General features: G+C 61.4%; 18 protein-coding genes. 13 read left to right on the top strand and 5 right to left on the bottom strand.

Annotated elements, in window-relative coordinates:
- Window positions 1-3: 3 nt before the first annotated feature.
- Window positions 4-537 (bottom strand): ATP-dependent zinc protease, encoded by a 534-nt coding sequence (locus tag CXP40_RS02000; protein ID WP_099524292.1) that lies wholly within the window; start codon window positions 535-537, stop codon window positions 4-6.
- 304 nt (window positions 538-841) lie between these two features.
- Here CXP40_RS02000 and CXP40_RS01995 point away from each other — a divergent pair, with 304 nt between their 5' ends.
- The 5 genes from CXP40_RS01995 (at window position 842) to prpF (ending at window position 7,714) form a co-directional block, all read left to right on the top strand.
- Complete coding sequence (locus CXP40_RS01995) at window positions 842-1,564, top strand: GntR family transcriptional regulator (RefSeq protein ID WP_099524290.1); 723 nt, start codon at window positions 842-844, stop codon at window positions 1,562-1,564.
- Window positions 1,561-2,448 carry a methylisocitrate lyase gene (gene prpB / locus CXP40_RS01990; protein ID WP_106732368.1) on the top strand — a complete coding sequence of 296 codons (888 nt, stop codon included), beginning with the start codon at window positions 1,561-1,563 and terminating at the stop codon, window positions 2,446-2,448. Before CXP40_RS01995 ends, prpB begins: the two co-directional genes overlap by 4 nt.
- A gap of 119 nt (window positions 2,449-2,567) precedes the next feature.
- Entirely contained in the window at window positions 2,568-3,725 is a 1,158-nt protein-coding gene (gene prpC / locus CXP40_RS01985; protein WP_106732367.1) for a 2-methylcitrate synthase, read from the top strand.
- 13 nt (window positions 3,726-3,738) lie between these two features.
- Complete coding sequence (acnD, locus tag CXP40_RS01980; protein ID WP_177429616.1) at window positions 3,739-6,348, top strand: Fe/S-dependent 2-methylisocitrate dehydratase AcnD; 2,610 nt, start codon at window positions 3,739-3,741, stop codon at window positions 6,346-6,348.
- Window positions 6,349-6,526: 178 nt separating this feature from the next.
- Window positions 6,527-7,714, top strand: a complete 1,188-nt coding sequence (gene prpF / locus CXP40_RS01975; protein WP_106732365.1) for a 2-methylaconitate cis-trans isomerase PrpF — start codon at window positions 6,527-6,529, stop codon at window positions 7,712-7,714.
- A 209-nt stretch (window positions 7,715-7,923) separates the two neighbouring features.
- On the opposite strand, the gene CXP40_RS01970 is transcribed toward prpF, so the two are convergent.
- On the bottom strand, window positions 7,924-8,742 hold the full coding sequence (locus CXP40_RS01970) for a pyruvate, water dikinase regulatory protein (protein ID WP_106732364.1): 819 nt from the start codon (window positions 8,740-8,742) through the stop codon (window positions 7,924-7,926).
- A 36-nt stretch (window positions 8,743-8,778) separates the two neighbouring features.
- Entirely contained in the window at window positions 8,779-8,976 is a 198-nt protein-coding gene (locus CXP40_RS23890; RefSeq protein ID WP_243699065.1) for a hypothetical protein, read from the bottom strand.
- On the opposite strand from CXP40_RS23890, the gene ppsA reads away from it, so the two are divergent.
- The 8 genes from ppsA (at window position 8,923) to CXP40_RS01930 (ending at window position 17,035) form a co-directional block, all read left to right on the top strand.
- Window positions 8,923-11,295: a phosphoenolpyruvate synthase gene (gene ppsA / locus CXP40_RS01965; RefSeq protein ID WP_106732363.1), complete on the top strand. Its 2,373-nt coding sequence runs from the start codon at window positions 8,923-8,925 to the stop codon at window positions 11,293-11,295. The genes CXP40_RS23890 and ppsA overlap by 54 nt on opposite strands.
- A gap of 168 nt (window positions 11,296-11,463) precedes the next feature.
- On the top strand, window positions 11,464-12,453 hold the full coding sequence (locus CXP40_RS01960; RefSeq protein ID WP_106732362.1) for an alpha/beta fold hydrolase: 990 nt from the start codon (window positions 11,464-11,466) through the stop codon (window positions 12,451-12,453).
- Between the two features lie 214 nt (window positions 12,454-12,667).
- Window positions 12,668-13,156 carry a ribonuclease E activity regulator RraA gene (gene rraA / locus CXP40_RS01955; protein ID WP_106732361.1) on the top strand — a complete coding sequence of 163 codons (489 nt, stop codon included), beginning with the start codon at window positions 12,668-12,670 and terminating at the stop codon, window positions 13,154-13,156.
- 4 nt (window positions 13,157-13,160) lie between these two features.
- Window positions 13,161-14,147, top strand: coding sequence for a zinc transporter ZntB (locus CXP40_RS01950; RefSeq protein WP_106732360.1), 987 nt, complete (start codon window positions 13,161-13,163; stop codon window positions 14,145-14,147).
- Between the two features lie 49 nt (window positions 14,148-14,196).
- Complete coding sequence (locus CXP40_RS01945) at window positions 14,197-14,448, top strand: CrfX protein (protein ID WP_371916923.1); 252 nt, start codon at window positions 14,197-14,199, stop codon at window positions 14,446-14,448.
- Between the two features lies 1 nt (window position 14,449).
- Window positions 14,450-15,274, top strand: coding sequence for a mechanosensitive ion channel domain-containing protein (locus tag CXP40_RS01940; protein ID WP_106732358.1), 825 nt, complete (start codon window positions 14,450-14,452; stop codon window positions 15,272-15,274).
- A gap of 82 nt (window positions 15,275-15,356) precedes the next feature.
- On the top strand, window positions 15,357-15,947 hold the full coding sequence (sigX, locus tag CXP40_RS01935; RefSeq protein ID WP_072423905.1) for an RNA polymerase sigma factor SigX: 591 nt from the start codon (window positions 15,357-15,359) through the stop codon (window positions 15,945-15,947).
- 107 nt (window positions 15,948-16,054) lie between these two features.
- On the top strand, window positions 16,055-17,035 hold the full coding sequence (locus CXP40_RS01930; RefSeq protein ID WP_099524260.1) for an OmpA family protein: 981 nt from the start codon (window positions 16,055-16,057) through the stop codon (window positions 17,033-17,035).
- Between the two features lie 115 nt (window positions 17,036-17,150).
- On the opposite strand, the gene cobA is transcribed toward CXP40_RS01930, so the two are convergent.
- Window positions 17,151-17,894 carry a uroporphyrinogen-III C-methyltransferase gene (gene cobA / locus CXP40_RS01925; protein WP_106732357.1) on the bottom strand — a complete coding sequence of 248 codons (744 nt, stop codon included), beginning with the start codon at window positions 17,892-17,894 and terminating at the stop codon, window positions 17,151-17,153.
- Between the two features lie 80 nt (window positions 17,895-17,974).
- Window positions 17,975-20,692, bottom strand: a complete 2,718-nt coding sequence (locus CXP40_RS01920) for a nitrate reductase (RefSeq protein WP_106732356.1) — start codon at window positions 20,690-20,692, stop codon at window positions 17,975-17,977.
- Window positions 20,693-20,762 lie beyond the last annotated feature (70 nt).

The following is a 20,762-nucleotide window of genomic DNA, read 5'->3' as shown; positions in this document are numbered from 1 at the left end:
GAATTACTCGCCAGGGGTTGCGTCATCGGTGCAGTTGGGTTTGCCAGCTGCATATTTAAGGCTTGGATCGACCATGGCTTCGAAATGCTTGAGCGCTTCGGAGCCGATCAGAAGCGGGTATTGGAATGCGCTTCGGTCGGTCAAGTTCACTTCGATCGTGCGCAGGGTCTTGCCCATGCACAATTCAAGGTCGATTACCGGGCGTGCCGTGTAGGTCTTGCCTTCATCGGGATCGAAGTCGCCAGCACGGCGTTTGATCTTGCTGATACGTGATAGCGGACGCTCGATGGTGCGCTCATGGGCATCATCGATGGCCAGCACGAAACGCACCCAGGTTTCTCCGTCGCGTTTGAAGCGCTTGATGTCACGGGCGCTCAAGGACGCGGTTTTTGCGCCTGTATCGAGTTTGGCGGCTACCTGCAGGTCCAGTTCTTCTACGTGGATATATTCGTTCAGACCATAGATTGACTTGCCCATGGCCAGAGCCGGGCACAAGGTCAGCAGGCAGATCAGTAAGGAGAAGGGTTTCAGTCTCATGTGTCCTTGAGAGGGTATTGCCAGGGGCAGGTGAAGGGCAGCGTCTGGCGGCATCCTGCCATACAACGGCCTGCCATGAAGTCTAGCAGCCATGGCAAAAGGCGATAGCCGGGCATGAATGCGCGGATTCTAACATGGAGATTTTCCGTGCCGACAGACGCTTATGTAGCTTTCTGCAAGTAAGGTCGCGGCTCGCTCGCCTTGTTTGGCTGGAAACATTGTCGACAATACTTTGGTCTGCTTTGACATTTATGGCTTTTTGACGTAATTTCACGGTCATTGCATCTCTGTGGTGTCGACAATCATGCTGCTCGAGTCCGAAGTGTCTACAGCGCCCCAGGTGGATTCGGAAACACTTTCCGAACATGTTTTCCGCTTGATTCAGGCTGCCATCGTCAAGGGCGAGATCGCCCCGGGTAGCAAGATTTCCGAGCCTGAGCTGGCGCGCACCTATGGCATCAGCCGTGGTCCGTTGCGTGAGGCCATCCACCGTCTGGAAGGGCAGAAGCTGCTGGTGCGCGTCCCGCATGTGGGCGCGCGGGTGGTATCGCTCAGTCATGACGAACTGGTCGAGCTCTACGAAATTCGCGAGTCCTTGGAAGGTATGGCCTGCCGCCTGGCCGCCGAGCGCATGACCCAGCATGAGATCGATGAACTGCGCCGGGTGCTGGAGCTGCACGAGCAGGACGCCGCGTTCAAGGCCGGTGTCGGCTATTACCAGCAGGAAGGCGACTTCGACTTCCACTACCGGATCATCCAGGGCAGTGGCAACCGCACCCTGGCCAAACTGCTGTGCGACGAGCTCTATCAGCTGGTGCGCATGTACCGCCTGCAGTTCTCCGCCACACCCAACCGGCCACACCAGGCCTTCGCTGAACACCACCGCATTCTCGACGCCATCGAAGGCCGTGACGGCGAACTGGCCGAGCTGCTGATGCGCCGCCATATCGGCGCCTCCAAACGCAATATCGAGCGCCACTATAGAGAGACGCTCGCCACTTCATCCAAGACCCGAGGTGATTCATGACCCAGCTTTCTGCCGGCCAGCGCTTCCGCCAGGCCCTCGCCGAAGAGCAACCGCTGCAGGTGATCGGCGCGATCAACGCCAACCACGCACTGCTGGCCAAGCGCGCAGGCTTTCGTGCCATCTACCTGTCTGGTGGTGGTGTCGCGGCCGGCTCGCTCGGTTTGCCGGATCTGGGCATCAACACCCTGGATGACGTGCTCACCGACGTACGCCGTATCACCGATGTTTGCGATCTGCCGCTGCTGGTGGACATCGACACCGGTTTCGGCCCGTCGGCTTTCAATATCGAGCGCACCATCAAGAACCTGATCAAGGCCGGCGCCGCCGCCGCGCATATCGAGGATCAGGTCGGCGCCAAGCGCTGTGGCCACCGTCCGGGCAAGGAGATCGTCTCCTGCGAGGAAATGTGCGACCGCGTGAAAGCTGCCGCTGATGCCAAGACCGATCCTGACTTCTTCCTCATCGCCCGTACTGACGCGATCCAGGCTGAAGGTGTCGACGCCGCCATCGAACGGTGCCTGCGCTATGTCGAGGCCGGCGCCGATGCAATCTTCGCCGAAGCGGCTTACGACCTGCCGACCTATGCACGTTTCGTCAAAGAGCTGAATGTGCCGGTGCTGGCCAATATCACCGAATTTGGCGCCACGCCGCTGTTCACCCGCGACGAGCTGGCTTCGGTCGGCGTCGCCATCCAGCTCTACCCGCTGTCGGCCTTCCGCGCGGCGAACAAGGCGGCGGAAAGTGTCTACACCTCGATTCGCCAGAACGGTCACCAGAAGGACGTGATCGAGCTGATGCAGACCCGCGCCGAACTCTACGACCGCATCGGCTACCACGCCTTCGAGCAGAAGCTCGACGCGCTGTTCGCCGCCGGTAAGAAGTAAAGCGGCGCACGGATTTGCTTTGTGTAGGAGCGAATTTATTCGCGATTCGCGGATGAATCCGCTCTTACGGTTCGCTACCGCTGACAGTAAGCAGAACAAGAAGATTTGAGGAGATAACAATGAGCGCCACCGAAACCACGCCAGGCTTCAAACCGAAGAAATCCGTCGCCCTGAGCGGCACCGCCGCTGGCAATACCGCGCTGTGTACTGTCGGTCGTACCGGCAATGACCTGCACTACCGCGGTTACGACGTGCTCGATTTCGCCAACCGCTGCGAATTCGAGGAAATTGCCCACCTGCTGGTGCACGGCAAGCTGCCTAACATCGCCGAGCTGGCTGGCTACAAGGCCAAACTCAAGGCCCTGCGCGGTCTGCCGGCCGGGGTGAAGGCGGCTCTGGAGCAACTGCCGCCTTCGGCTCATCCGATGGACGTGATGCGCACTGCCGTATCCGTGCTCGGCTGTCTGGCGCCGGAAAAGGACGATCACAATCATCCGGGCGCCCGTGATATCGCCGACAAGCTGATGGCTAGCCTGGGTTCGGCACTGCTGTACTGGTATCACTACAGCCATAACGGCAAGCGCATTGAGGTGGATACCGACGACGATTCCATCGGCGGTCACTTCCTGCATCTGCTGCATGGCGAGAAACCGCGCGAGTCCTGGGTGCGCGCTATGCACACCTCGCTGAACCTGTATGCCGAGCATGAATTCAATGCCTCGACCTTCACCTCGCGGGTGATCGCCGGTACCGGCTCCGACCTGTTCTCCTGCATCGCCGGCGCCATCGGCGCGCTACGCGGGCCGAAACACGGCGGCGCCAACGAAGTGGCCTTCGAGGTGCAGAAGCGCTACGACAGCCCGGACGAAGCCGAGGCGGATATCCGCGAGCGAGTAGGGCGCAAGGAAGTGGTGATCGGCTTCGGTCATCCGGTCTACACCGTGAGCGACCCGCGCAACAAGGTGATCAAGGAAGTGGCCCGCGAGCTGTCCGTGGAGCAGGGCAATACCAAGATGTATGACATCGCCGAGCGCCTGGAAACCATCATGTGGGACATCAAGAAGATGTTCCCCAACCTCGACTGGTTCAGCGCCGTGAGCTACCACATGATGGGCGTGCCCACCGCCATGTTCACCCCGCTGTTCGTCATCGCCCGCACTGCCGGTTGGTCGGCGCACGTCATCGAGCAGCGCATCGACGGCAAGATCATCCGCCCGAGCGCCAACTACACAGGCCCTGAAGACCTGAAGTTCGTGCCGCTCAAGGACCGCAAATAAGATGAATGACACCGTGAATAGCCAATACCGCAAGCGCCTGCCCGGCACCGCACTGGATTACTTCGACGCACGTGAGGCGGTCGAGGCGATCCAGGCTGGCGCCTGGGCGAGGCTGCCTTACACCTCGCGCGTACTCGCCGAGCAACTGGTGCGCCGCTGCGATCCGCAGGATCTGAGCGCATCGCTGGAGCAGCTGGTCTATCGCAAGCGCGACCTGGACTTTCCCTGGTACCCGGCGCGCGTGGTCTGCCACGACATTCTCGGCCAGACCGCGCTGGTCGACCTGGCAGGCCTGCGTGACGCCATCGCCGAGCAGGGCGGTGATCCGTCCAAGGTCAACCCGGTGGTGCCGACCCAGTTGATCGTCGACCACTCCCTGGCCGTGGAAGCGCCGGGCTTCGACCCGGATGCCTTCGAGAAGAACCGTGCCATCGAGGATCGCCGCAACGAGGATCGCTTCCATTTCATCGACTGGACCAAGACCGCGTTCAAGAACGTCGACGTGATCCCGGCCGGCAACGGCATCATGCACCAGATCAACCTGGAGAAAATGAGCCCGGTGATCCAGGCACGCGGCGGCATTGCCTTCCCCGATACCTGCGTCGGCACCGACTCGCACACTCCGCACGTGGATGCCCTGGGCGTGATCGCCATTGGCGTCGGCGGCCTGGAGGCCGAGACGGTGATGCTCGGCCACCCGTCGATGATGCGCCTGCCCGATATCGTCGGCGTCGAGCTCACCGGCAAGCGTCAGCCTGGCATCACCGCCACCGATATCGTGCTGGCGATCACCGAGTTCCTGCGCAAGGAACGAGTGGTCGGTGCTTGGGTCGAGTTCTTTGGCGAGGGGGCGGACAGCCTGTCCATCGGCGACCGCGCGACCATCTCCAATATGTGCCCGGAGTATGGCGCCACGGCCTCGATGTTCTATATCGACGGCCAGACCATCGACTACCTCAAGCTCACGGGGCGTGAGCCGGAGCAGGTGGCGTTGGTGGAACACTACGCCAAGACCCTTGGCCTGTGGAACGACGCGCTGAAAACCGCCGAGTATGAGCGCGTGCTGCGCTTCGACCTGGGCAGCGTGGTGCGCAATATGGCAGGCCCGAGCAACCCGCATCGCCGCCTGCCGACCTCGGCACTGGCCGAGCGCGGCATTGCTGACGAGGCCAAGCTGCAGAGCGGCAAAGTCGAAGAGGCCGAAGGCCTGATGCCCGATGGCGCGGTGATCATCGCCGCCATCACCAGTTGCACCAACACCTCCAACCCGCGCAACGTCATCGCCGCCGGTCTGGTGGCGAAGAAGGCCAATGCGCTGGGCTTGGTGCGCAAGCCCTGGGTGAAAACGTCGTTCGCGCCGGGTTCCAAGGTCGCCAAGCTGTACCTGGAAGAGGCCGGTCTGCTGCCGGAGCTGGAGAAGCTCGGCTTCGGCATCGTCGCCTACGCCTGCACCACCTGTAACGGTATGTCCGGCGCGCTCGACCCGGTGATCCAGAAGGAAATCATCGACCGCGACCTGTATGCCACCGCCGTCCTGAGTGGAAACCGCAACTTCGACGGGCGCATCCATCCCTACGCCAAACAGGCCTTCCTGGCCTCGCCGCCGCTGGTGGTCGCCTATGCCATCGCCGGTACTGTGCGTTTCGATATCGAGCAAGATCCGTTGGGTACCGATGCTCAGGGCAATCCGATCACGCTGAAGGATTTGTGGCCGAGCGACGAGGAGATCGACGCCATCGTTGCCGCTTCGGTGAAGCCCGAGCAGTTCAAGCAGATCTATATCCCGATGTTCGACCTGGGCAGCGTGCAGGAGGCAGAGAGCCCGTTGTACGACTGGCGCCCGACGAGCACCTATATCCGCCGTCCGCCTTACTGGGAAGGCGCGCTGGCCGGCGAGCGCACGCTCAAGGGCATGCTGCCGCTGGCGATCCTGCCGGACAACATCACCACCGACCACCTGTCGCCGTCCAATGCCATCCTGGCGGACTCGGCCGCTGGTGAATACCTGGCGAAAATGGGCCTGCCGGAAGAGGATTTCAACTCCTACGCCACCCACCGTGGCGATCACCTCACCGCGCAGCGCGCCACCTTCGCCAACCCGCAACTGATCAACGAGATGGCCGTGGTCAACGGGCAGGTGAAGAAGGGTTCGCTGGCCCGTGTGGAGCCGGAAGGCCAGGTAATGCGCATGTGGGAGGCCATCGAAACCTACATGAATCGCAAGCAGAACCTGATCATCGTCGCCGGTGCCGACTACGGCCAGGGCTCGTCGCGGGATTGGGCGGCCAAGGGCGTACGTTTGGCGGGCGTGGAAGTGATCGTCGCCGAAGGCTTCGAGCGCATCCACCGCACCAATCTGGTGGGCATGGGCGTGCTGCCGGTGGAGTTCAAGCCGGGAACCACGCGCCTGACGCTGGGCCTGGATGGCACCGAAACCTATGACATCGAGGGCGATATCTCGCCGCGTTGCGACCTGACCCTGGTGGTTAATCGCCGCAACGGCGAGGTGGTTCGAGTGCCGGTGACCTGCCGACTGGATACCGCGGCGGATGTCAGCGTGTACAACGCCGGCGGCGTGCTACAGCGCTTCGCCAAGGACTTCCTTCAGGGCGCGGTGGCGTGATGTAACGACCGGCCCATAAGCGGGCCGGTACAACTTCCGTAGGAGCGAGCTCTGCTCGCGAACGAAGCTTCTCCGCGAGGCTATTCGCGAGCAGAGCTCGCTCCTACAAGAAACGGTAGCGCTCGCCCGGATGTGATCCGGGAAGAACCTGCATCATCATTCTTTCAGGACTGCACTCATGGCTTATCTGCCGCAAGTGAAAATCCCCGCCACCTACATGCGTGGTGGCACCAGCAAGGGCGTGTTCTTCCGTCTGCAGGATCTACCCGAGCGTTGCCAGGTGCCTGGCGAGGCGCGCGACAAGCTGTTCATGCGCGTGATCGGCAGCCCGGATCCGTATGCGGCGCAGATCGACGGCATGGGCGGTGCTACCTCGAGTACCTCCAAGTGCGTGATTCTGTCGAAAAGCACTCAGCCCGAGCATGACGTCGATTACCTCTACGGCCAGGTCTCCATCGACAAGGCCTTCGTCGACTGGAGCGGCAACTGCGGCAACTTGTCCACCGCCGCCGGCGCCTTCGCCATCCATGCCGGCCTGGTCGATCCAGCGCGTATTCCTGAAAGCGGTACCTGTGTGGTGCGTATCTGGCAGGCCAATATCCAGAAAACCATCATCGCCCACGTGCCGGTCAGTAATGGCCAGGTGCAGGAAACCGGTGATTTCGAGCTGGACGGCGTCACCTTCCCAGCAGCGGAGATCGTGCTGGAGTTCCTCGACCCGTCCGATGACGGCGAGGATGGCGGTTCGATGTTTCCCACCGGCAATCTGGTCGATGACCTCGAAGTGCCCGGCGTCGGCACTTTCAAGGCGACCATGATCACCGCCGGCATCCCGACCATCTTCGTCAATGCCGAGGACATCGGCTACCAGGGCACCGAGCTGCGTGAGGCCATCAATGGCGACCCGGCGCAACTGGCGCGTTTCGAGCAGATCCGCATTGCCGGTGCGCTGCGCATGGGGCTGATCAAAACGGCCGAGGAGGCTGCGACACGTCAGCACACCCCGAAGATCGCCTTCGTCAGTCCGCCCAAGGATTACCGCACGTCCAGCGGCAAGGATATCAGGGCCGGCGAGGTCGACCTGCTGGTGCGTGCGCTTTCTATGGGCAAGCTGCACCACGCCATGATGGGCACCTGCGCGGTGGCCATCGGCACGGCGGCGGCGATACCGGGCACTCTGGTCAACCTGGCTGCCGGTTGCGGCGAGCGTGAGGCGGTGCGTTTTGGCCATCCGTCCGGCACCTTGCGGGTTGGTGCACAGGCTCGTCTGGTCGATGGTCAGTGGACAGTGACCAAGGCAGTGATGAGCCGCAGTGCGCGCATCCTCATGGAGGGCTGGGTGCGTGTGCCGGGGGGCAGCTTCTAACGGCTGAAGCTAGGTTCTGTGCGAAAAGTGCCTGCGCTCGGTGAGGCTTCGTTAAAAACAGGTTCGGAATGCTCATTTACAGCTCGTAAACTCCGCTTCCTCGCCTGTTTTTGCCTCGCCTGACCTTCGCTCGACGACTTTTCGTACAGAACCTAGAAAAGGCTCGAGGTATCGAGCCTTTTCTCTTTTGAAACATGAGTTTATGGTGGTTATTTAAGGCGTCGTTCAACACCTTTTTCCACCAGGATCTTGGCCGAAATCTCCTCGACCGAGAAATGCGTGGAGTTGATGAAGGCGATGTTTTCACGGCGGAACAGACCCTCCACCTCGCGCACTTCGAACTCGCACTGGGCGAAGCTGGCGTAGCGGCTGTTGGGCTTGCGCTCGTGGCGGATGGCGGTGAGGCGATCCGGGTCGATGGTCAGGCCGAACAGCTTGTCGCGGTATTTTTTCAGTGAGTCCGGGAGCTGCAGGCGCTCCATGTCGTCTTCGGTCAGCGGGTAGTTGGCGGCGCGGATACCGTATTGCATGGCCATGTACAGGCAGGTTGGCGTCTTGCCGCAGCGCGACACGCCGACCAGGATCAGGTCGGCCTTGTCGTAGTAGTGGGTGCGGGCACCATCGTCGTTGTCGAGGGCGAAGTTGACCGCCTCGATGCGCTCCATGTAGTTGGAGTGCTGGCCGATGGAGTGCGACTTGCCGACGGAGTAGGAGGAGTGCGAGCTCAGCTCCTGCTCCAGTGGCGAGAGGAAGGTCGAGAAGATGTCGATCATGAAACCATTGGCGGTATCGAGAATCGCACGAATATCGCGGTTGACGATGGTGTCGAAGATGATCGGACGGGCGCCGTCCCTTTCGGCGGCGGCATCGATTTGTTGTACCATGGCGCGCGCTTTATCGACGCTGTCGATGTAAGGGCGGGTCAGTTTGGTGAACTGAATGTTCTCGAACTGCGCGAGCAGGCTCTGGCCCAGGGTTTCGGCGGTGATGCCGGTGCCGTCGGAGATGAAGAAAGCGGTACGTTTCATTTGCGCCAAAGGCCTTAAGCTGAGTTCGATTCTTGGCTATGATAGGCCGCGTTTTACGCCGGGCCCACCGGGTTCGGCATTGTTACTTATACAAGGGCAAGGCCACAATCGCGCGACTTCGGTCGTTCGACATTGCGCAGCCCAATGAGCTTTTCCAATACAGTTAGTGGAGAGATCACCTTGGTAGAGTACGTAGTTTCCCTCGATAAGCTCGGCAATCACGATGTTGAGCATGTGGGGGGCAAGAACGCATCCCTCGGCGAGATGATCAGTAACCTGGCCGGCGCCGGTGTCTCGGTTCCCGGCGGTTTCGCCACTACGGCTCAGGCTTATCGCGACTTTCTCGAGCAAAGCGGCCTGAATGCTCAGATCCACGCAGCGCTCGACGCACTCGATGTCGATGACGTCAACGCCCTGGCCAAGACTGGCGCGCAGATTCGCCAGTGGGTGATGGACGCCGAGTTCCCGGCTGAGCTGGACAAGCAGATTCGCGAAGCCTTTGCCACCATGAGCGCAGGTAACGACAACATGGCTGTGGCCGTGCGCTCCTCCGCTACCGCCGAAGACCTGCCGGACGCTTCATTTGCCGGTCAGCAGGAAACCTTCCTCAATATCCGCGGCGTGGACAACGTGATCCGAGCGGCCAAGGAAGTCTTCGCTTCCCTGTTCAACGACCGTGCCATCGCCTACCGCGTGCACCAGGGCTTTGACCATAAGCTGGTCGCCCTGTCTGCTGGCGTGCAGCGCATGGTGCGTTCGGAAACCGGTACCGCCGGTGTGATGTTCACCCTGGACACCGAGTCCGGCTTCCGTGACGTGGTGTTCATCACCGGCGCCTATGGCCTCGGCGAGACCGTTGTGCAGGGCGCAGTGAACCCCGATGAGTTCTACGTGCACAAGCCAACCCTGGAAGCGGGTCGTCCGGCGATCCTGCGCCGCAATCTGGGCAGCAAGGCGATCAAGATGATCTACGGCGACGAAGCTAAGGCTGGTCGCTCGGTCAAGACCGTCGAAGTCGATCGCGCCGAGCGAGCGCGCTTCTGCATCAGCGATGCCGAGGTCAGCGAGCTGGCCAAACAGGCACTGATCATCGAGAAACACTACGGCCGCCCGATGGATATCGAGTGGGCCAAGGACGGTGACGACGGCAAGCTCTACATCGTGCAGGCTCGCCCGGAAACCGTGAAGAGCCGCGCCAGTGCCACCGTGATGGAACGCTACCTGCTGAAAGAGAAGGGCACCGTTCTGGTCGAAGGCCGCGCCATCGGCCAGCGTATCGGCGCTGGCAAGGTACGCGTGATTCACGACGTGTCCGAGATGGACAAGGTGCAGCCGGGCGACGTGCTGGTCTCCGACATGACTGATCCGGACTGGGAGCCCGTGATGAAGCGCGCCAGCGCCATCGTCACCAACCGCGGCGGTCGTACCTGCCATGCGGCGATCATCGCCCGTGAGCTGGGCATTCCGGCCGTGGTCGGTTGCGGCAATGCCACTCAGGTGCTGAAAGATGGTCAGGGCGTCACTGTGTCCTGCGCCGAAGGCGATACCGGCTTCATCTTCGAAGGCGAGCTGGGCTTCGACATTCGCAAGAACTCGGTCGACGCCATGCCTGACCTGCCGTTCAAGATCATGATGAACGTCGGTAACCCGGACCGTGCCTTCGACTTCGCTCAACTGCCGAACGAAGGCGTGGGCCTGGCCCGCCTGGAGTTCATCATCAATCGCATGATTGGTGTGCACCCCAAGGCGCTGCTGAACTTCGCTGGCTTGCCGCCGGAGATCAAGGACAGCGTCGAGAAGCGCATCGCCGGCTACGGTGATCCGGTTGACTTCTACGTCGAGAAACTGGTCGAGGGCATCAGCACCCTGGCAGCGGCGTTCTGGCCGAAGAAGGTTATCGTGCGCCTGTCGGACTTCAAGTCCAACGAATACGCCAACCTGATCGGCGGCAAGCTATACGAGCCGGAAGAAGAAAACCCGATGCTGGGCTTCCGTGGTGCTTCGCGCTACATCAGCGAATCCTTCCGCGACTGCTTCGAGCTGGAATGCCGTGCGCTGAAGAAAGTGCGCAACGAGATGGGCCTGACCAACGTCGAGATCATGGTGCCGTTCGTGCGTACCCTGGGCGAGGCGTCGCAAGTGGTCGAGCTGCTGGCCAGCAATGGCTTGGCCCGCGGTCAGGATGATCTGAAGGTCATCATGATGTGCGAGCTGCCGTCCAACGCCATCCTGGCTGAAGAGTTCCTCGAGTTCTTCGATGGTTTCTCCATCGGTTCCAACGACCTGACCCAGCTGACCCTGGGCCTGGACCGTGACTCCGGCATCGTCGCCCACCTGTTCGATGAACGTAACCCGGCCGTGAAGAAGCTGCTGGCCAATGCCATTACTGCCTGCAACAAGGCCGGCAAGTACATCGGCATCTGTGGTCAGGGCCCGTCGGACCACCCGGATCTGGCCAAGTGGCTGATGGAGCAGGGTATCGAGAGCGTGTCACTGAACCCTGACTCGGTACTCGACACCTGGTTCTTCCTGGCCGAGACTCAGCCTGCCTGATGTTCATTGCGCAGGGCGGGTGTAACCCGCCTTGCGTAGAGGCGAAGGTTCAAGAAAAACGCCGCGATTTCGCTTAGAAGTTGCGGCGTTTCTCTTGAGCGGCTGGCAACAGGGCCGTTCCTGGCCTGATTTCCTTTGTGGCATAGCGCCATTGCGGTCACCTGATCCATGCAAAGCAGTAGTGAGCTTTTTCCCGTCGCCCTGATCAGCGCCGAACTACGCGGTGATCTGAGCGAGGATGTCTATCTTCTCAAACCCAACAACAGCCCCGACTCCAGCGTCGAGCTGGCCCTGACCCGGCTCGGCCGCGCAGGTGCCGAAGGCGAGCGCGGCGTCCCCGTGGTATTGCTGCATGGCAGCTTTTCCAATCGGCGCTTCTGGTATTCACCCAAGGCCATTGGCCTGGGGCCTTACCTGGCGCGTGCGGGGTTCGATGTGTGGATCGCAGAAATGCGCGGCCACGGCCTGTCGCCGCGCAACGAAAACTATCGAGACAACCACGTGGCGCAGTACGTGCGCTATGACCTTCCAGCCATTGCTGATTTCATCATCGAGCAGACCGGGCAAACCGCGCACTGGATCGGTCATTCCCTCGGCGGAGTGATTCTGGCGGCAGCCCTGGGCGGCGGTTATCTCGATGAGGCGCGTGCGCGCTCGGCAGCCTTGTTCGGCAGCCAGATCAGTCGTATCTACTGGCTGCTCAAGTTGCCGCCGGTGGAGTGGGGCGGCCGCCTGCTGTTGCGTGCCTTTCCTTACCTTTCCGGGCGCCGGCTGAAGCGCGGCCCCGAAGATGAGCCGACCGGCCTGGCACTGGAAACCCTGCGCTGGCTCAAGCTATTCGGTCGTTTCGGCGATGCCGATCAGGATTGGTGGGCTGGCCTGACTGAGGTGCGTATACCGATTCTGGCCGTAGGGGCGGCAGCCGATCAGCAGGACCCTGCCTGGGCCTGTCGCAAGTTGCTGGAGCAGTGCAGTGCAGCGCCGTCGCAGTTCTTGCTGCTAGGCAAGGAAAACGGCTTCTCCAGCGACTTCGGGCATATCGAAATGCTGGTCAGCAAGGAGGCGCAGCGTGAGGTATGGCCACTGACCGAGTATTGGTTGCAGCATCTGCAACTACCCGCCGGTTTTGCCGAGCAGGCCTCTGCTATAGGATCTTGAGCTGTTGCTTGAGATCGTCCCGGCCGTTTCTTCGGCACGGGCTTAGCGGTAAGATGTGACGCATCATGCGTAGGCGGTCATTTCAGGTTCGCCTGCTTGCTTGTCGTTCATTGCCGGGCGGGTTCGTAGCGATAGCCCGATGCTGAATTGACTCGCTTCAAGCAGGTCCATGAAGGTGGCTGCCTTCTCATCCATTGTCGAAAGGAGCTCTGTCATGCACTACATCACCCCTGATCTGTGCGATGCCTATCCGGAATTGGTCCAGGTCGTCGAGCCGATGTTCGCCAACTACGGCGGCCGCGATTCTTTCGGTGGCCAGATCGTCACCATCAAGTGCCATGAGGACAACTCGCTGGTGAAGGAGCAAGTCGATCTGCCAGGGCACGGCAAGGTGCTGGTCGTGGATGGCGGCGGCTCCCTGCGACGTGCACTGCTTGGCGACATGCTGGCCGAGAAGGCGGCCAAGAACGGTTGGGAAGGCATCGTCGTATATGGCTGCATCCGTGACGTCGACGTCATCGCGCAGACCGATCTGGGCGTTCAGGCGCTGGCCAGTCATCCGATGAAAACCGACAAGCGCGGCATCGGCGACCTGAATGTCCCCGTCACCTTCGGCGGTGTGACTTTCAAGCCCGGCGATTACCTGTACGCCGACAACAACGGCGTCATCATTTCCCCGCAAGCCTTGAACATGCCGGAATAATCCGATGCAGGATCAGGATTCGGCGCTGTTACACGCTTTCGTGCTCGATGGTCGTGGCGGTGCGCGCAGCATCAGTCGCGAAGAACTGGACACCCTGCAGCCAGGCGAACAGGAAAGCCTGTGGCTGCACTGGGATCGCAGTCAGGAACAGTCGCAACACTGGTTGCGTGAGCACAGCGGGCTGGATGAGTTCAGCTGCAACCTGCTGCTGGAGGAAAATACCCGGCCACGTCTGCTGCCTCTGCCCGACGACGAGCTGCTGTTGTTCTTGCGCGGCGTCAACCGTAATCCCGGCGCCGAGCCGGAGGACATGGTATCGGTGCGAATCTTCGCTGATGCCCGGCGAGTTATCTCCCTGCGTCAGCGTCCACTGCACGCAACCGATGCATTGATTGCTGATCTGCTGGCGGGCAAGGGGCCGAAGACGTCGTCCGAGCTGCTCCTGGAGCTCGCCCGTCACCTCACCAGTCGCGTCGATGATCTGATTGCCGAGCTGAGTGAGCAGCTCGACGTCGAGGAGGATGGCCTTGATGGCGATGAGCGCTATCGTCCTGATCACGGTCTGGTGTTGCAGATACGCCGGCGGGCGGCCAGCTTGCGTCGGTTCCTGGCGCCGCAGCGAGATCTCTACGCGCAACTGGCGCGCAATCGACAGCCCTGGTTCGTCGATGACGACGGTGACTACTGGAACGAGTTGAACAACCGCCTGACCCGCTATCTGGAAGAGCTGGAGCTGATTCGTGAGCGCGTCGGCCTGGTGCTGGAGGCAGAAAGCCGGCGTCTTGGTGAGCGCATGAACCGCATCATGTACCGCTTCACCGTGATCACTGGCCTGTTCCTGCCACTGACCTTTCTGACCGGTTTGCTGGGCATCAACGTTGGCGGAATCCCCGGGGCGGAAAATCCCGTCGGCTTCTTCATCGCCTGCGGCCTCATGCTCCTTCTGGCACTGGCCCAATTGCTGCTTTTTCGCCGTTGGCGTTGGCTGTGATGTGTGACTCATCCGCTGGCTACTTCGTCTAGCCGTGACATCCCGTGAGGTGCGCATGCACGATCCATTCGAAGAGTCTCTACGCGATTTGCTCAAGTCCTCGCCGTCCAGCCATGACGACGATGCTTGCCTGCACCGGGTTCTCAAGACCGCCAATCGCCAGGTCGGTGCTGGTGACCTGTTCAGCCTGATAGGCCACTGGGCTCAGGCTCTGATGATCGCTCTGAACAACGGTTCGGCGCATGTCGCGCCGGTTTCGCGCCGTAACCAATCCTCTGCTTCTGCTGATAAGGCCGACTGAAATGGAACTCGATCCCTGGACCCAAAGCCTGATCTCCGCGATGACTGCGTTGTGGACCAAGGTTGCTGGATTCATACCTAACCTGTTCGTTGCACTGGTATTGGTGCTGCTTGGCTTCGTTGTCGCCAAGTTGCTCGACACGCTGCTGTCCAAGTTGCTCGGCAAGGTTGGCCTGGACCGCCTGATGACAGGTACCGGTCTGACCAAGCTGCTGGCGCGCGTCGGCATTCACGCAACGGTATCGACCCTGGTCGGCAAGATCGTCTATTGGTTCGTGCTGCTGATCTTCCTGGTGTCGGCCGCTGAATCGCTTGGTCTGCAACGCGTTTCCGCGACGCTTGATGTGCTGGCGCTGTATCTGCCGAAAGTTTTCGGCGCTGCCTTGGTGCTGCTTGCCGGTGTGCTGCTGGCGCAATTGGTCAGCAGCCTGATACGCGGTGCTGCCGAAGGTGTTGGCCTCGAGTACGCCAACGGGCTGGGGCGTGTCGCTCAAGGTCTGGTGATTATCATCAGTATCTCGGTGGCCATTGGCCAGCTGGAGATCAAGACCGATCTGCTCAACAACGTCATTGCCATCGTACTGATCTCCGTTGGTCTGGCGGTCGCGCTGGCGCTGGGTCTGGGTAGCCGCGATATCGCCAGCCAGATTCTCGCTGGCATTTATGTGCGCGAGCTGTATCAGGTCGGGCAACAAGTGCAGGTTGGTGAGGTCGAAGGGCAGATCGAAGAGATCGGCACAGTGAAAACCACCCTGTTGACCGATACCGGTGAGCTGGTATCGGTGGCAAATCGAGTGATGCTCGAGCAACGCGTGAACAGTCGCTGACGCCAATCTGTTATTTTATGCAGCTGCCCGACAGGCGTGACCTGCCGGGCGCTTTTCGTCCTGACCGTCGGCCCGACTCGTTTTGAACAAAGCCCAGCCCTTGCCCACGCGCTATGACCCCCGCGAGCTCACTGATGAAGAGCTGGTGGCGCGCGCCCACGACGAGCTTTTTCATATAACTCGTGCTTATGAAGAGCTGATGAGGCGCTACCAGCGCACATTATTTAACGTTTGTGCACGTTATTTAGGGAACGAAAGGGATGCTGATGATGTCTGTCAGGAGGTGATGCTCAAAGTTCTCTATGGCCTTAAGAATTTTGAGGGTAAATCCAAGTTCAAGACCTGGCTTTACAGCATTACTTATAACGAATGCATTACTCAGTATCGAAAAGAGCGGCGAAAGCGTCGATTGGTTGACGCCTTAAGTTTGGACCCGCTCGAAGAAGCTTCCGACGACAAGACACCCAAAGTCGAGGAGCGAGGCGGTCTGGATCGCTGGTTGGTTCACGTCAACCCGATCGATCGCGAGATTCTAGTGCTACGTTTTGTCGCAGAGCTCGAGTTTCAAGAGATTGCTGACATCATGCACATGGGCTTGAGCGCAACAAAAATGCGCTACAAGCGGGCATTGGATCGGTTGCGGGATAAATTTTCGGAAACCTCCGAAACTTAGTTCAGCATTCCGACCACTAAGGGAGTGGCGAAACCTGATAAAATCGCCAACAAGTTGCCGACTGAATTAACGGTGACTTATTAACCACCAAGATGGGGATTTAACGGATGAAAGTAAAAAACACCTTGGGCGTAGTCATTGGCTCTCTCGTTGCCGCAACCTCCTTCGGCGCGCTGGCGCAAGGCCAAGGCGCCGTCGAGGTGGAGGGCTTCGTCAATCGCTACTTCACCGACGTTCAGCGTGATTACGCGCACAACGAAGGCAACCTGTTCGGTGGCAGCATCGGCTACTACCTGACTGACGACGTCGAACTGGCGCTGTCCTACGGCGAATACCACGACCTGCGTGGCGAAGGTTCGCAAGGCAGCAAAAACATCAAGGGCAACCTGACCGACCTGAAGGCCATCTACCACTTCGGTCAGCCGGGTGTTGGTCTGCGTCCGTACGTCTCTGCCGGTTTCGGCCATCAGAGCATCGGTGATGCCAACAGCGGTGGTCGCAACCACTCCACCCTGGCTATCGCTGGCGCTGGTGCCAAGTACTACTTCACCGAAATGTTCTACGCCCGTGCTGGCGTTGACGCTCTGTACAACATCGACCAGGGCGACACCGAGTGGCAAGCTGGCGTGGGTGTTGGTCTGAACTTCGGTGGTGGCAGCAAGCCTGCTCCGGCTCCGGTCGTAGCTGCTGCACCTGAGCCGATGCCAGAGCCTGCTCCTGAGCCGGTAATGGAAGCTGTTCGCGTTGAGCTGGACGTCAAGTTCGACTTCGACAAAGACCGCGTCAAAGAAGAAAGCTATGGCGACATCAAGAACCTGGCTGACTTCATGAACCAGTACCCGCAGACCACCACCACTGTTGAAGGTCACACCGACTCCGTTGGTAGCGACGCTTACAACCAGAAACTGTCCGAGCGTCGTGCAAACGCCGTTCGTGAAGTACTGGTTAACCAGTACGGTGTTGACGGTAGCCGCGTTAGCACTGCCGGTTACGGTGAAACCCGTCCGGTTGCTGACAACGCCACCGACGCTGGTCGCGCTATCAACCGTCGCGTTGAAGCTGAAGTAGAAGCCCAAGTTAAGCAGTAATGCTTCTGGTGCTTTAAGAAAAACCCGGCCTCGGCCGGGTTTTTTCTTTTCTGGAATAAAAAAGCCCGCCGAGGGGGCGACGGGCAAACAACGGCCTCGCAGGAGCGTGAAGCATTCACGCATGCAGGAGCTGGGGCATGCTGATCTGGGTGCTGGCGCGGGCGACTTCGCCGATCACCAGAATGGCCGGGCTTTTCAGAGCGAAGGCCATCGCGTCGTCCTGCATCGTTGCGAGGTGGCTGCGGCATTCGCGCTGCTCGGGCAGCGAGGCGTTCTCGATCATCGCTACCGGCATCTCGCCGCTCATACCGCCAGCGAGCAGGCCGTCACGAATGTCCGCCAACTTGGCCACGCCCATATAGACCACCAATGTCGTGCCGCTCTGGGCCAGGGCTGTCCAGTTCAATGAGCTGTCATCCTGAGTATGGGCCGTGACCAAGGTGACGCCGCGAGCCACACCGCGCAAGGTCAGAGGAATACCGCAGTTGGTGGCGCCAGCCAGCCCAGCGGTAATGCCGTTGACCATTTCCACGTCGATTCCATGTTCGCCGAGCCAGTCGGCTTCCTCGCTGCCGCGACCAAAGATGCACGGATCGCCGCCTTTCAGGCGCACCACGCATTTGCCCTGGCGTGCATAGCGCAGCATCAAACGATGGATGAAGGCCTGCGGGGTGGAGCGACAGCCGCCGCGCTTGCCTACCGAGATGATACGCGCGCTGCGGCAGTGTTCGAGCACGGCCGGGTTGACCAGATCGTCGATCATCACGATCTCGGCTTGGTTCAGCGCCTTGACTGCCTTGAGCGTCAGCAACTCGGGATCACCAGGGCCAGCGCCTACCAGCCAGACTTTTGCATTCATCTTTACCACCTCTCGTTGGGTGTCGCGGGGCCGCCTAGGTCGTGCGCACCGACTTTTTGCAGCGGTGCGCGTAGCGCACCCTACGCGTGTGTCGCCACTGACTGCTGGGCCAGCAGGCGTTTGATTTCAGGTACACAGGAGCCACAACTGGTGCCGCATTTGAGCGTCTGCTTTAACCCATCCAGGTCCAGGCCGCGCTCTATGCCGACACGCACCGCGCCTTCGCTGACGTTCAGGCAGTTGCACAGAATCTTGCCGCCCAGGGTGGCGCTGGAATTGCCCGGCGGCGCGGAGACCGGCGCCAGCAGCCAGCGACGCAGGTCGGCATTGGCCTGGCCGTCCAGCCACAGGCTTCTGAGCCATTCACTGGCGGCGGTTTCGCCGGCCAGGCGAATGCTGACGATACGGCCATCCTCGATACGTACACGTTTGCCTACCGCACGGCGCGGGTCGTCGTAGGCCAGCACCGGACCTTCATTCAGGCGCAGCAGTTGGTCGATCTGCGTCAGCAGCTCTGGCTGCGGCGCCACGGCTCTGGCGGCTCGGATCAGTAGAGCGGGGCGCTCGCGACCGGTAGGGGTGAGACTGGCGTAGGCGAACGCTTCGAACAGCGGGCGCAGGGCCTCGAAGCGGCTCTGTACGTCACCCTCGACCAGGGCGAACAGCTGCCAGGGCAGTTCCACCTTGTCCACCTCGACGCCGGCATGCTTGAGTTCCGGCTGTTTGGATAACGGATCGAACGCTGGCTGGGTCAGCACGTTGGTGCCTAGGCCCTTGAGGAAGCGATCGCCCCAGTGCATCGGCAGCCAGGCCTGGCCGGGGCGCACCGACTCGTCGGCCTGCACCGGCAGGATCAGGCTGCCACGGCGGCTGCGCAGTTTGATCAGGTCGCCGTCCTGCAGGCGTCGGCGCCGCAGTTCGTCCGGGTGCAGGCCGAGTACGGCGGATTCGACATGGCCGAACAGCCGTGCGGCGGTGCCGGTGCGGCTCATACCGTGCCATTGGTCGCGCAGGCGGCCGGTATTGAGGGTGAGCGAATAGCGCGCCTCGCGCTTTTCCTTCGGCACGCGGTACGGGTCGGCGTGGAACTGCGCGCGCCCGCTGGCGGTGGGGAAGCGGCCGTCGGCATAGAGCCGTGCGGTGCCCTGGCGTGCGCCGACCGGGAACGGCCACTGCTGAGGACCTTGATCATCCAACAGCGCGTAGCTCAGCCCCGAGAGGTCAAGATCGCGGTGGGCGGTCAGGTGCTTGTATTCCTCGAACAGCGCTTCGCTGTCGGCGAAATCGAACAGGCTGGGCAGGCCGGGGCGGAGCAGGGGTTCCAGGCGACGGGCGAAGTCGCAGGTGATCGACCAATCGGGCCGCGCCTCTGCGGGCGCTGGCACGGCGCGGCGCACATGGCTGACGCGGCGCTCGGAGTTGGTCACCGTGCCTTCCTTCTCGCCCCAGCTGGCGGCGGGCAGCAGCAGGTCGGCGTAGCGGCAGGTCTCGGTGGTGAAGAAGGCCTCTTGAACGACAACGAAGGGGCAGGCGGCCAGGGCCTCGTGCACCTTGTTCTGGTTCGGCAGCGATTGCGCCGGGTTGGTGCAGGCGATCCACAGCGCCTTGATGCGGCCGTCGTGCACCGCATCGAACAGCTCGATGGCGGACAGCCCCGGCGTCTCCGGCAGGGCGTCGACGCCCCAGTAGGCGGCGACTTCGGCGCGGTGTTCGGCGTTGCCGGCCTCGCGATGCCCAGGCAGCAGGTTGCTCAGGCTGCCGGTTTCGCGACCGCCCATGGCGTTGGGCTGGCCGGTCAGCGAGAAGGGGCCGGCGCCGGGCCTGCCGATCTGTCCGGTGGCCAGGTGAAGGTTGATCAGCGCGCTGTTCTTCGCGCTGCCGGACGAGGACTGATTGAGCCCCATGCACCACAGAGAAAGGAAGGAGGGCGCCTTGCCGATCAGCTCGGCGCAGCGCTGCAGGCTGTCCAGGCTGATGCCGCAGATATCGGCGGTGGCCGCCGGGCTGTAGTCGCGCACCAGGTTCTTCAGCGCCTCGAAGCCTTCGGTATGGGCGTCGATATAGCGGCGGTCGATCCAGCCTTCCCACAGCAGGATATGCAGGATGCCGTGAAACAGCGCGACGTCGGTGCCGGGCAGGATCGCCAGGTGTAGGTCGGCCAGCTCGCAGGTGTCGGTGCGCCGCGGATCGATGACGATGATCTGCATCTCGGGGCGGCGAGCCTTGGCTTCTTCCAGGCGGCGGAACAGCACCGGGTGGGCGTAGGCCATGTTGGAGCCGGCGATCAGCAGGCAGTCGCTTCGCTCGATGTCTTCGTAACTGCAGGGCGGGGCGTCGGCGCCGAGGCTGCGCTTGTAGCCGACCACCGCGCTGGACATGCACAGGCGCGAGTTGGAGTCGATATTGTGGGTGCCGACCAGGGCGCGGGCCAGCTTGTTGAAGGCATAGTAGTCCTCGGTCAGCAGTTGGCCGGAGATATAGAAGGCCACGCTGTCCGGGCCGTGTTCGCGGATGGTTTCGGCGAACACCGCTGCAGCGTGGTCCAGGGCGCTGTCCCAGTCCGTGCGGGTACGGGCCAGGCCTTTGCCCAGGCGCAGCTCGGGGTACAGGGCGCGGGCATCAAGGTCGCCAGTCAGGTGCAGGGTCGAACCCTTGCTGCACAGTTTGCCGAAGTTGGCCGGGTGGCTGGGATCGCCGGCGACGCCGAGAATCTTCTCGCCGTCGTGCTCGATCAGCACGCCGCAACCCACGCCGCAGTAGCAGCAGGTGGAGGCGGTGACTTGAGTGGGGCTGGCCATGTTCGGAGCTCCTGAGGCGCGGGGAAGTTCTGGTGGGAGGGGCTTCAGCCGCGACCGTCGCCGCTGAAGC

It is taken from the genome of Pseudomonas sp. YY-1, from assembly GCF_002843095.1.
In the GTDB taxonomy this organism is placed as follows: Bacteria; Pseudomonadota; Gammaproteobacteria; order Pseudomonadales; family Pseudomonadaceae; genus Aquipseudomonas; species Aquipseudomonas sediminis_A.
This window is presented reverse-complemented; position numbering and strand designations above follow the sequence as displayed.